At 72.0% G+C, this 11556-nt stretch carries 11 protein-coding genes; 9 read left to right on the top strand and 2 right to left on the bottom strand.

The genetic code is table 11. The features are described from left to right. Window positions 1–42: 42 nt before the first annotated feature. Both M8J74_RS15025 and M8J74_RS15020 read right to left on the bottom strand, forming a co-directional pair. Window positions 43–822, bottom strand: a complete 780-nt coding sequence (locus M8J74_RS15025; protein ID WP_058928485.1) for a DeoR/GlpR family DNA-binding transcription regulator — start codon at window positions 820–822, stop codon at window positions 43–45. A gap of 275 nt (window positions 823–1097) precedes the next feature. Beyond that, a complete protein-coding gene (locus M8J74_RS15020) occupies window positions 1098–1907 on the bottom strand; it encodes an NAD-dependent epimerase/dehydratase family protein (RefSeq protein ID WP_058926064.1) in 810 nt (269 codons plus the stop codon). A 243-nt stretch (window positions 1908–2150) separates the two neighbouring features. Between M8J74_RS15020 and M8J74_RS15015 the strand changes: the two genes are divergently transcribed. The 9 genes from M8J74_RS15015 (at window position 2151) to M8J74_RS14975 (ending at window position 11523) form a co-directional block, all read left to right on the top strand. Next, window positions 2151–3092 (top strand): 5-dehydro-4-deoxyglucarate dehydratase, encoded by a 942-nt coding sequence (locus M8J74_RS15015; protein WP_249836876.1) that lies wholly within the window; start codon window positions 2151–2153, stop codon window positions 3090–3092. Beyond that, window positions 3089–4252 (top strand): hypothetical protein, encoded by a 1164-nt coding sequence (locus M8J74_RS15010; protein WP_249836875.1) that lies wholly within the window; start codon window positions 3089–3091, stop codon window positions 4250–4252. The genes M8J74_RS15015 and M8J74_RS15010 overlap by 4 nt, the downstream gene beginning before the upstream one ends. 413 nt (window positions 4253–4665) lie before the next feature. Continuing rightward, entirely contained in the window at window positions 4666–5253 is a 588-nt protein-coding gene (locus M8J74_RS15005; RefSeq protein ID WP_249836874.1) for a TIGR03086 family metal-binding protein, read from the top strand. Window positions 5254–5327: 74 nt separating this feature from the next. After that, window positions 5328–6077, top strand: a complete 750-nt coding sequence (locus M8J74_RS15000) for an MBL fold metallo-hydrolase (RefSeq protein WP_249836873.1) — start codon at window positions 5328–5330, stop codon at window positions 6075–6077. A gap of 144 nt (window positions 6078–6221) precedes the next feature. Beyond that, window positions 6222–6896: a GntR family transcriptional regulator gene (locus tag M8J74_RS14995; RefSeq protein ID WP_249836872.1), complete on the top strand. Its 675-nt coding sequence runs from the start codon at window positions 6222–6224 to the stop codon at window positions 6894–6896. Beyond that, entirely contained in the window at window positions 6893–7804 is a 912-nt protein-coding gene (locus M8J74_RS14990) for a dihydrodipicolinate synthase family protein (RefSeq protein ID WP_249836871.1), read from the top strand. The genes M8J74_RS14995 and M8J74_RS14990 overlap by 4 nt, the downstream gene beginning before the upstream one ends. Further along, window positions 7801–9537: an L-arabinonate dehydratase gene (gene araD, locus M8J74_RS14985; RefSeq protein ID WP_249836870.1), complete on the top strand. Its 1737-nt coding sequence runs from the start codon at window positions 7801–7803 to the stop codon at window positions 9535–9537. The genes M8J74_RS14990 and araD overlap by 4 nt, the downstream gene beginning before the upstream one ends. Before the next feature lie 166 nt (window positions 9538–9703). After that, window positions 9704–10639, top strand: coding sequence for a carbohydrate ABC transporter permease (locus M8J74_RS14980; protein WP_249836869.1), 936 nt, complete (start codon window positions 9704–9706; stop codon window positions 10637–10639). Further along, a complete protein-coding gene (locus M8J74_RS14975; protein ID WP_249836868.1) occupies window positions 10636–11523 on the top strand; it encodes a carbohydrate ABC transporter permease in 888 nt (295 codons plus the stop codon). The genes M8J74_RS14980 and M8J74_RS14975 overlap by 4 nt, the downstream gene beginning before the upstream one ends. Window positions 11524–11556: the final 33 nt, after the last annotated feature.

Raw genomic sequence — 11556 nt, 5'->3', positions numbered from 1 at the left:
GCTCGGCACGGCGTCCCCCGGTGTCGCGTGAAGGCCGGGCTGTCAGACGCGGATGACCTGTGGCCCTTGCAGTGAGTACCGGTGGGCCTCGGCGGACGGCAGCAGGGTGCTGGTGACGATGGTCTCCAGCGCGCCGATCTCCGCGAACCGGCAGAAGCTGACCGCGCCGAACTTGGTGTGCACGCCGGCGAACACCGTGCGGCGCGCGGCCCGCATCGCCTGTGCCTTGACCTCGCTGACGGCCGGGTCCGGGGTGGTCAGGCCGTGTTCGCGGGAGATGCCGTTGGCGCCGATGTAGGCCAGGTCGAGGACGAAGCCGGCCAGCATCTTCGTCGTCCAGTGGTCGACGGTCGCCAGGGTGCCGGGCCGGACCCGGCCGCCGAGCAGCAGGACGGAGGTGTTCTCCGCCTCCGCGAGGGCTCCGGCGACGGGCAGGGACGCGGTGACGACGGTGAGCGCCCGGTCCCTGGGCAGCGCCTCGGCGATGAGCTGCGGGGTGAAGCCCTCGTCGACGAAGACGGTCTCGGCGTCCCCGAGCAGCTCCGCCGCTGCGGCCGCGATCCTGCGTTTCTCGGGCACATGACTGGTGGCCCGGAACGCGAGCGTCGTCTCGAAGCCGGCGCTCTCCACGGGATAGGCCCCGCCATGGGTGCGGCGGATCAGGCCGTGGTCCTCCAGGGCGCGCAGATCCCGTCGTACGGTCTCCTTGGCCACGCCCAGCTGTGCGGCGAGCGCCGTGACGTCGACCGAGCCGGTGGCGCGTGCGACGCGCACGATCTCGCGCTGGCGCTCCTCCGCCGTCCTCGCGGTGTTCGCCGTCATCGCCGTCACCTGCTTCCCTGCCGTGTCCGCGGGCTGCCCGTTCGGGCCCGGTGGGACCCATGCAGGAAGTTCTACAACCGGCGCTCGGCGCTGACCAGGCTTGTTGCCGGCCCGATGCTGCCCGGGTGTGCCCGTTCCGCCAAGCGGAGCGTCCGCCTCGGACCTGCGCGGCTGTGCACGCGCGCGTGGGAGCGGGCAGCGTCCGTGCCCGAATACGGCGGCGGGCGGGCCCGTTCGGTGCCCGCCCGCCGCGCGAACGATCTGTTCCGGTCAGGTCAGTACGGCCAGACCGGCGGGTCGCTGACGAAGGCACCGCCCAGGTACGCGTGCGCGATGTTGCCCTCTTCCAGCTCGCCCTGCTCGGCGATCAGCTTCTGCGCGAACTCCTCCGAGTCGTCCCGCGGCTCGTAGCCGAGCGCCCGGGCGCTGGACAGGTCCCACCACAGGCGGGTGTTGGCGGAGGAGCCGTAGACGACCGTGTGCCCGACGTTCTCGGCGGACAGGGCCGCGTGGAAGAGGCGGGCGCCGTCGGCCGGGCTCATCCACACCGACAGCATGCGCACGCTGGTCGGCTCCGGGAAGCAGGAGCCGATGCGGACCGACACCGTCTCCAGACCGTGCTTGTCCCAGTACAGCTGCGCCAGGTCCTCGCCGAAACACTTGGACAGGCCGTAGAAGGTGTCCGGGCGGCGCGGGGTGTCGATCGGGATCAGCGGGTCCTCGCCCTGCGGGCGCGGGGTGAAGCCGACCGCGTGGTTGGAGGAGGCGAACACGATCCGTGCCACGCCCTCCTCGCGGGCGGCCTCGTACAGGTTGTACGTGCCCTCGATGTTGGCCTTGAGGATCTTCTCGAACGGGGCTTCCAGGGAGATGCCCGCGAGGTGGATGATCGCGTCGACGCCCCGGACGGCCTCGCGCAGGGCGGCACGGTCGGAGAGGTCGGCGGTGACGGCGTCGGGGTCGCCCTCGATCGGGCGCACGTCGAGCAGGCGCAGTTCGTAGCCGAAGGCCGGGAGCAGGTTCCGCATCAGGGTGCCGACCCCACCGGCGGCGCCGGTGAGCAGAACGGTGCGGGGAGCGGGCATCCTCGGTCTCCTTGGGGCACATGTGTGGACGGTATTCACATTCATGGACACGCTAGGGAGCTGTGCCGCACCCCGTCAAGTGTCCCGCGCGGCCGCCGTATGCACCTCTTTTCCAGCAACTTTCCGTCGACCTCCCGCCGAATTGCGCGCTTGACCGGCCCGGAGAGGGCTCTTTAGGGTGGTGGTGTTCAGAAATATAGACGCCGATCACAAGAACGTACGCGCCTGCCTCAGGGAGAGCCCGTGACGCCTGCCCCCCTCGCCGCTCGCCTCAGCATCCCGAGCGGGCCGCTGTTCTTCCCGGTCACCGCCTTCGGCCCGGACGGCGCGCTCGACCTCGCCGCCTACCGCGCGCATGTGCGCCGGGGCGTCGAGGCCGGGGCCGCCGCGGTGTTCGCCTGCTGCGGCACCGGCGAGTTCCACGCGCTCACGCCGGAGGAGTTCCAGACGTGCGTGCGGGCGGCGGTCGAGGAGACGGCGGGCCGGGTGCCGGTCGTCGCGGGCGCCGGGTACGGCACCGCCCTCGCCGTGCGCTACGCCCGCCTGGCCGAGGCCGCCGGCGCCGACGGACTGCTCGCCATGCCGCCCTACCTGGTGGTCGCCGGACAGGAGGGGCTGCTGCGGCACTACCGCGAGGTGGCCGCCGCGACCGCGCTGCCGGTGATCGTCTACCAGCGCGACAACGCCGTGTTCACCCCCGCGACCGTGGTCGAACTGGCCCGCACGGACGGGATCGTCGGCTTCAAGGACGGCCTCGGCGACCTCGACCTCATGCAGCGCGTCGTCAGCGCCGTCCGCACCGAGACGACCGGCGACTTCCTCTACTTCAACGGCCTGCCGACCGCCGAGCAGACCCAGCTCGCCTACCGCGCCATCGGCGTCCCGCTGTACTCCTCCGCCGTGTTCTGCTTCGCCCCGGAGCTCGCGCTCGCCTTCCACGCGGCCCTGAACTCCGGCGACGACAGCACCGTCCGCCGGCTCCTCGACGGCTTCTACCGCCCCTTCGTCGAACTGCGCGCCCAGGGCCGCGGCTACGCGGTGTCGCTGGTCAAGGCCGGTGTACGGCTGCGCGGACTGGACGTCGGCGAGGTCCGCCCGCCGCTGCACGAGCCGACCGAGGACCATGTGAAGCACCTCGCGGCGCTGATCGAGCGCGGCCATGCGCTGCTGGAGGAGGGCAAGTGAAGGCGTCGACGTTCGTCTACCCCTGGGACGTCAACGGAGACCCCGGGGCCGCGCGCCGCATCGCCGGCCTCGGCGTACGGCAGGTGACGCTGGCCGCCGCCTACCACTCCACGCGCGCCCTGACCCCCCGCCACCCGCGCCACCGCATCGTCACCGCCGAGCACGCGGCCGTGCTGTACCCCACGGACGGGCGCTGGGAGGGGCGGGAGCTGCGCCCCCACCCGGCCGGCGACTGGGCGCCCGGCGACGCGTACGGGGAGGCCGCGGCGGCCCTCGCGGACGCCGGCCTGGAGGTGCACACCTGGGTCGTCCTCGCCCACAACTCCCGTATGGGCGCCGAGCACCCGGACACCTCCGTCGTCAACGCCTACGGCGACCGCTACCCCTGGGCCCCCTGCATTGCCCAGCCCGCCACGCGCGCGTACCTGACCGACCTCGCGTCCGAGGCGGCCGTACGGCCCGGGGCGCACGGCACCGAGCTGGAGTCCCTCGGCTGGTACGGCCTGCAGCACCTGCACGCCCACGACAAGACCGGCGCGATCGGACTCGGGGACGCCGGGTACTACTTGATGGCCCTCTGCTTCTGCCCCACCTGCCGGGCGGGGTACGGCGCCCAGGGCCTCGACCCCGACGAACTGGCGGCCGCCGTGCGCGACGCGCTGGAACCGCTGTGGCGGGGCGCGCCCGACGACGCGGGCTGGGCCGGGGTGGAGAAGCTGCTGGGCGAGGAGAGGGCGGCCGCCACGCGCGCGTGGCGCGACGAGACCGCCCGCACGCTCCAGGAGGCGGCCGTACGCGCGGTGCGCGAGGCCGCCCCCGACGGCTTCCAGGTGCTGCTGCACGCCGACCCGGCGACGTACCGCGTCGGCGCCAACCCGGGCGTCGACCCCGCGCACATCCTCGCTGTCGCGGACGGTGTGGTCGTGCCCTGCGCGGGCGGCCCGGGCCTGCTCACGCCGTTCGCCGAGCAGGGCCGCGCGGGCGCCGTCCTCGCCGCCAACCTGCCCGTGGTCGCGGGCATGGGCGGCAGCCCCGAGACGCTGGCCGCGGACGCGGCGGCGGCCCGCGAGCACGGCGCCACCGAACTGCGGCTCTACCACGCCGGATTGGCGTCGGACGGCGACCTGGAGGCGGTGCGCTCGGCCTTGGGGTCCCTCTGAGGGACGGCCCTCGCGGCGTCGCGACAGCCGGCGCGCCGCAGGCCGATCGCCGCCACCGGACGCCGCTCCGTCTCGCCCGCGGCTCCGTCAGAACGGGCCGACCGGGGCCCGACCCAGTGACACGGCCGAAACGAGCAGCCCCGCGCCCAGCGCGAGGCCGAGGACGTTCGGGGCGTGCCGATGCCGGAGACCAGCAGGGTGGCGAGACACAGCCGTGTGTCGTGGTCCCGCACCACGCGCACCGGCGGCCAGGTCGATGTCGTCATGCCCGCTCATCGTGGGTCTGAGGAGGGCACGTCCGGATCGGGCAGGTGCCGTGGGAACGCGCGGGTGCAGAAGTCCGCCCGCGCCGGGCGATGAGTTTCGTGGCCCGCGCCGGTCTGCCTCTTCGAGACGACTGTGAGGAGCAGTGAATGACCGACACGATCCTGGATCTCGGACCCCAGGCACGGATCATGGCGCGGCTCGTGGAGGGCGTGCGGGACGAGCAGCTGGCGGAGCCGACGCCCTGCCCCGGCTCCGCGGTGCGCAACATGCTGGGCCACGTGCTGCATCTGTCCGTCGCCTTCCGCGACGCCGCCCGCAAGGACCTGGGCGTGACGACCGACGGCAACCCGGGCGCCGCCGCCCCGGACCTCGCCCCGGGCTGGCGCGAGGAACTGCCCAAGGCCCTCGACGAACTGGCCGACGCCTGGCGCGACCCGGCGGCCTGGACCGGCATGACCCGGGCGGGCGGAGTGGACCTGCCCGGCGAGGTCGCCGCCGCCGTCGCCGTCGACGAACTCGTGATCCACGGCTGGGACCTGGCCCGCGCCACCGGCCTGCCCTACGAGCCCGACCCGGCCGCGCTGCGGATGTCGTACGACTTCCTGTTCGCGGCGGCCGAGGACCCGAGCCGGGGCGGCGGCATCTTCGGGCCCGTCGTCGCGGTGCCGGCGGACGCGCCGCTGCTGGACCGGGCGGTGGGCCTGAGCGGGCGCGACCCGGGCTGGACGCCGTAGCAGGCGGTACGAAGAGGACGTAGACGCCCGGGAAACGGCCGCGGGCGCGGGGGCCGGACCCTACCCTGCCCACCATGCCCCTCAGCCTCACCGTCCTCGGCACCGCCTCCCCGCACCCCGGCCCCGGACGTCCCTGCTCCGGCTATCTGGTGCGCGGCGGCGGTGCCGAGGTCTGGGTGGACGCGGGCCCCGGAACATTCGCGGAGTTGCAGCGGCACACCGATCCGGCGCGGCTGACGGCGATCTGGATCTCGCACCTGCACGCCGATCACACCGCCGACCTGCTCGCCGCCTGCTACGCCTTCGCCTTCGGCGGACTCACTCCGCCGGCCCCCGTCCCGGTGTACGCGCCCGCGGGCTGCGCCCACCGGCTCGCGGGCTTCCTCGGCCGGCCGGACACCGGGTTCCTGAACGGGGTCTTCGCCTTTTACCCCCTGTACGACGGGCACACCGTCCGGCACTGGAACCTGCGGCTGACCGCGCGCGCCGTCGTCCACGACGTCGAGGCGTACGGGCTGCGGGCCGAGTGCCAGGGCAGCGTCCTCGCCTACTCCGGCGACAGCGGGCCGTGCGACGCCCTCGCCGAACTCGCCACCGGCGCCGACGTCTTCCTGTGCGAGGCCGACGTCGACCGGCATCGCGAAGGCGAACAGCCCGTCCATCTCACACCGGAGGACGCCGGCGCCTGTGCCTCCGGCGCCCGGGAGCTCCTCGTCACGCACGTGGGGCCCACGCTCAGCCGCGAGTCGGCCGTCAAGCGCGCCGCCGCCGTGTTCCGCGGGCGGACCTCCGCCGCCGTCGAGGGCGACACCAGGGACTTCTGAGCCAGCCACCTCGGCAACCCCGACTTCCTCTGCCGGAAGCATTGACGAAACCTTCGCCCCCTCCTACCTTCAACGCGTCGTACTTCGTACGTCATATATGAGACGCGATACGCGAGATCAGATACGCGACACCGAGAGGGCCGTATGACCTCTGTGCCCACGCCGATCCCGTCCCGCACGCAGTACGTGCTGGACGCGATCAAACACCGCATCCTCACCGGGCAGTTGACGCCGGGACAGGCTCTGGTCGAGACCGAGCTCGCCGCACAGTTCGGGGTGTCCAAGACCCCCGTGCGGGAGGCGCTCAAGACCCTCGCCGGTACCGGGCTCGTCGTGATGAGCCAGTACAAGGGCGTCACGGTGCGCATGGTGGACGCGGACATGGCGCGCGAGGTCTACGACGTCCGGCTGCTCCTGGAGCCCGAGGCGCTCAAGCGCGCCGTACGCCGCAAAGCCTCCCTGAACGCCGCCCGCGATGCCCTCACCAGGGCCGACGCGGCGACCGACACCGCCGAACGGTCCCTCGCCAACCGGGAGTTCCACCGCGCCCTCTACCTTCCCTGCGGCAATCCGCTGCTCGGCCGGATGCTCGACGAGGTCCGCGACCAGGCCGCCCTGGTCTCCGCGGTCGCCTGGGCGGCCTCGCCCTCCTGGGAGCGGGAGGCCGGCGAGCACCGGGAGATCCTGCGACTCGCCCTGGACGGCGACGCCGACGGCGCCGCGCGCGCCCTGCACGACCACATCGCGTCGTTCGTGCGGCGGGCGTTCCCGCAGGCGGCGGAACTGCCCACGGCAACCGAAGAGGAAGGTCAGGAATGAGCGGCGTGACGTTCGAGACCCAGCGGGCGGCCCTGGCCGACGTGGTGGCGATCCCGGTGACCCCGTTCGCCGAGGACGGCTCCGTCGACACCGCCGCCCACCGGGCCCTGCTGCGTCGGCTGGTCGACGGCGGCGTCCGCATCCTCACCCCCAACGGCAACACCGGCGAGTTCTACGCCCTCACCCCCGAGGAGCGCCGCCTGGTCACCGAGCTGACGGTCGACGAGGCGGGCGACGGCGCCGCGATCCTCGTCGGTGTCGGCCACGACGTGCCCACCGCCATCGCCTCCGCGCGGCACGCCCGCGAACGCGGCGCCCAGATGGTGATGGTCCACCAGCCCGTCCACCCCTACGTCTCCCAGGCCGGCTGGGTCGACTACCACCGCGCCATCGCCGAGGCCGTTCCCGAGCTGGGCGTCGTGCCGTACATCCGCAACGCCCAGCTGTCCGGCGCCCGGCTCGCCCAGCTCGGCGAGGCCTGCCCCAACGTCATCGGGGTCAAGTACGCCGTCCCCGACGCCGCCAGGTTCGCCGCCTTCGCGCGGGACGCGGGCCTCGACCGCTTCGTGTGGGTGGCCGGACTCGCCGAGCCGTACGCGCCCTCCTACTTCTCCGCGGGCGCCACCGGCTTCACCTCGGGCCTGGTCAACGTCGCCCCTTCTGTCTCGCTGAACATGATCGAAGCGCTGCGCTCCGGCGACTACCCGGCCGCCATGAAGGTCTGGGAGCAGATCCGCCGCTTCGAGGAACTGCGCGCCGCGCACGGCTCCGCCGACAACGTCAGCGTCGTCAAGGAGGCCCTCGCCTCCCTCGGACTGTGCCGCCGCGATGTCCGGCCGCCGAGCCGGACGCTGCCCGAGGAGCAGCGCGCCGAGGTCGCCTCGATAGCCGCCGGGTGGTCGATATGACCGGCGGCGGGCGCAAGAGCCCCGAGGAGCTGCGCAGCCACCAGTGGTACGGCACCGAGGGCCAGTTGCGCACCTGGTCGCACAACGCCCGGATGCGCCAGCTCGGTTACGAGGCGGAGGAGTACCGGGGCCGCCCGGTGATCGCCGTCCTGAACACCTGGTCCGACATCAACCCCTGCCACGTCCATCTGCGCGAGCGCGCCGAGGCGGTCAAGCGGGGGGTGTGGCAGGCCGGCGGCTTCCCGCTGGAGTTCCCGGTCGCCACGCTCTCCGAGACCTACCAGAAGCCGACCCCCATGCTCTACCGCAACCTGCTCGCGATGGAGACGGAGGAGCTGCTGCGGTCGTATCCGATCGACGCGGCGGTGCTGCTCGGCGGCTGCGACAAGTCGACTCCGGCGCTGCTGATGGGCGCGGCCTCGGCCGACGTGCCGTCGCTCTTCGTGCCGGCCGGGCCGATGCTGCCCGGGCACTGGCGCGGGGAGACCCTCGGCTCCGGCACCGACATGTGGAAGTACTGGGACGAGCACCGCGCCGGCAACCTGACCGACTGCGAACTGCGCGAACTGCAGGGCGGGTTGGCGCGGTCTCCCGGCCACTGCATGACCATGGGCACCGCGTCCACCATGACCGCGGCCGCGGAGGCCCTCGGCATGACCCTGCCGGGCGCCTCCTCGATCCCGGCGGTCGACTCCGGGCACGAGCGGATGGCCGCCGCCTCCGGGCGCCGCGTGGTGGAGCTGGCCTGGACCGGTCTCAGACCGTCGCGGATCCTGACCCGCGAGGCCTTCGAGGACGCCGTCACCACGGTGCTCGGGCTCGGCGGCTCCACCAACGCCGTCATCCACCTGATCGCCATGGCCGGCCGGGCGGGCGTCGAGCTCACCCTGGACGACTTCGACCGCATCGCGCGCACCGTGCCGGTGCTGGCGAACGTCCGGCCCGGCGGACAGACGTACCTGATGGAGGACTTCCACTTCGCCGGCGGCCTGCCCGCCTTCCTCTCCCGGATCACCGACCTGCTGCACCTGGACCGGCCGACCGTCAACGGCACCCTGGGCGAGCAGCTGGAGGGCGCCGCCGTCCACGACGACGACGTCATCCGCACCCGCGAGAACCCGGTCGCCCCCGAGGGCGGAGTCGCGGTCCTGCGCGGCAACCTCTGTCCCGACGGCGCCGTCATCAAGCACATCGCCGCCGAGAAGCACCTGCTGAAGCACACCGGTCCCGCCGTCGTCTTCGACGACTACAAGACCATGCAACGCACCATCGACGACCCGGAGCTGCACATCACCGCCGACAGCGTGCTGGTGCTGCGCAACGCCGGACCCAAGGGCGGCCCCGGCATGCCCGAGTACGGCATGCTCCCGATCCCGGACCACCTGCTCAAGCAGGGCGTGCGCGACATGGTGCGGATCTCCGACGCCCGGATGAGCGGCACGAGTTACGGCACCTGCGTGCTCCACGTGGCCCCGGAGTCGTACGTCGGCGGTCCGCTCGCCCTCGTGCGGACCGGGGACAGCATCACCCTCGACGTCGAGGCGCGCTCCCTCCAGCTCAACGTGGACGAGGAGGAGTTGGAGTGTCGCCGCACACAGTGGACGCCTCCGCCCACCCGCTACGAGCGCGGCTACGGCGCCCTCTACAACGAACAGATCACCCAGGCGGACACCGGCTGCGACTTCGAGTTCCTGGCCAGGCAAGGCAAGGCCCCAGACCCTTACGCGGGGTGACTGAACCCACCTGGAGGGGCGCGGGGAACTGCGTGACGAACCACAACGCACCCGCACCCGCCACGCACCAGCAAGAGGCACCCCGTACCGCGCACAGGGGCCGACCTCCGCAGATCGAGAAAGCGCTTCCCGTACGACGTACCGTACCGAGAACGGAGACCCTGTCATGGCCCAAGCCGCAGCCGTGGCGAAACCGCCCGCGCCACCCCGGCGGCGCCGTGCCTCCGCCACCCCGCGCAGGCTCCCGTACCTGCTGATCGCACCGGCGGGGCTGCTGATGCTGGGCTTCATCGCCTACCCCGTCATCAGCGTCTTCTACTACAGCCTGCAGAACTACAACCCCACCAAGCCGTGGCGCAACGGCTACGCGGGCTTCGACAACTTCGTGCAGATCTTCACCAAGGACACCCAGTTCTGGGACACGCTGACCTTCAGCGCCAAGTGGGTCGTCGTCGAGGTCGGTCTGCAGCTGCTCTTCGGTCTCGCGCTCGCGCTGATCGTCAACCAGACCTTCGTGGGCCGCGCGGTGGGCCGGGCCCTGGTCTTCTCCCCGTGGGCCGTCTCCGGCGTGCTGACCTCCGCGATCTGGGTGCTGCTCTACAACTCCCAGACGGGAATCACCCGTTACCTCGCCGACCTGGGCATCGGCTCCTACGGCACCAGCTGGCTGTCGGACACCTCGACCGTCTTCCCCGCGGCGATCGTCGCCGACCTGTGGCGCGGCGTCCCCTTCTTCGCCATCCTCATCCTCGCCGACCTCCAGTCCGTCTCCAAGGACCTCTACGAGGCCGCCGAGGTCGACGGCGCGAGCCGCCTGAAGCAGTTCTGGCACATCACCCTGCCGCACCTGAAGGACGCCATCGTCCTGTCGACGCTGCTGCGCGCGGTGTGGGAGTTCAACAACGTCGACCTGCTCTACACCCTCACCGGCGGCGGACCGGCCGGCGAGACCACGACCCTGCCCCTCTACATCGCCAACACCAGCGTGGACGCCCACAACTTCGGCTACGCGTCCGCCCTGACCACGGTGGCGTTCGTGATCCTGCTCTTCTGCTCGATCGTCTATCTGCGGCTGAGCAAGTTCGGAGGCGACCAGAAATGATCACCGAGATCGCCCCCGCGCCGGAGCGCGTAGCCTCCGAGCCCGCCCGCCGGCCGCGCGGAAAGCGCCCCGCCTGGGACGAGGTGCCCCGATGGCACATCTACCTCCCGCTCTCGGTCTACCTGCTCTTCACCCTGATCCCGTTCTACTGGATCCTCCTGTTCGCCCTGCGCCCGGCCGGCTCGACCTCGCTGGTGCCCTGGCCGATGACCTTCGACCACTTCGGGAAGGTCTGGAACGAGCGGGCGTTCGGCACCTACTTCCAGAACAGCGTCCTCGTCGGCGTCGCGACCCTCGTGATGACGACCCTGGTCGCCCTGGCCGGCGGATACGCCCTCGCCCGGTTCGACTTCAGGATCAAGAAGGCCTTCATGCTGGCCCTGCTGTGCACGCAGTTCGTGCCGGGCGCCCTGCTGCTGGTCCCGCTCTTCGAGATCTTCGCCAACCTGCGGATGATCAACTCGCTCGCCAGTGTCGTCATCGCCGAGACCGTCTTCCAGCTGCCCCTGTCGATGATCCTGATCAGCGGCTTCATCCGGAACGTGCCCTTCTCCCTGGAGGAGGCCGCCTGGGTCGACGGCTGCAACCGCTTCACCGCCTTCCGGATCGTCGTCCTGCCGCTGCTGCGGCCCGGGTTGATCGCCGTCGGTTCCTTCGCCTTCGTGCACGCCTGGAACCACTTCCTGTTCGCCCTGATGTTCCTGTCCGACCAGGGCAAGCAGACCATCCCGGTCGGCCTCAACACGCTGATGAGCGCGGACAGCGTCGACCTCGGCGCGCTCGCCGCGGGCGGCATCATCGCGGCCGTACCCGTCGTGATCGTCTTCGCCTTCATCCAGAAGTGGCTGATCACCGGCTTCAGCGCGGGGGCGGTGAAGGGATGAGAGCCCGTCCGATGCCTACCCTGCACGCACGAA

This window comes from Streptomyces panaciradicis (assembly GCF_023516615.1).
Taxonomy (GTDB): Bacteria; Actinomycetota; Actinomycetes; order Streptomycetales; family Streptomycetaceae; genus Streptomyces; species Streptomyces panaciradicis.
This window is presented reverse-complemented; position numbering and strand designations above follow the sequence as displayed.

What these genes read in the sequence shown, in the direction of transcription:
- M8J74_RS15020 (WP_058926064.1), bottom strand. Translation starts at nt 1,907, where the DNA reads ATGCCCGCTCCCCGCACCGTTCTGCTCACCGGCGCCGCCGGTGGGGTC.
- M8J74_RS14990 (WP_249836871.1), top strand. Translation starts at nt 6,893, where the DNA reads ATGAGCGGCGTGACGTTCGAGACCCAGCGGGCGGCCCTGGCCGACGTG.
- M8J74_RS15025 (WP_058928485.1), bottom strand. Translation starts at nt 822, where the DNA reads ATGACGGCGAACACCGCGAGGACGGCGGAGGAGCGCCAGCGCGAGATC.
- M8J74_RS15000 (WP_249836873.1), top strand. Translation starts at nt 5,328, where the DNA reads ATGCCCCTCAGCCTCACCGTCCTCGGCACCGCCTCCCCGCACCCCGGC.
- M8J74_RS14995 (WP_249836872.1), top strand. Translation starts at nt 6,222, where the DNA reads ATGACCTCTGTGCCCACGCCGATCCCGTCCCGCACGCAGTACGTGCTG.
- M8J74_RS15005 (WP_249836874.1), top strand. Translation starts at nt 4,666, where the DNA reads ATGACCGACACGATCCTGGATCTCGGACCCCAGGCACGGATCATGGCG.
- M8J74_RS14975 (WP_249836868.1), top strand. Translation starts at nt 10,636, where the DNA reads ATGATCACCGAGATCGCCCCCGCGCCGGAGCGCGTAGCCTCCGAGCCC.
- M8J74_RS14980 (WP_249836869.1), top strand. Translation starts at nt 9,704, where the DNA reads ATGGCCCAAGCCGCAGCCGTGGCGAAACCGCCCGCGCCACCCCGGCGG.
- araD (WP_249836870.1), top strand. Translation starts at nt 7,801, where the DNA reads ATGACCGGCGGCGGGCGCAAGAGCCCCGAGGAGCTGCGCAGCCACCAG.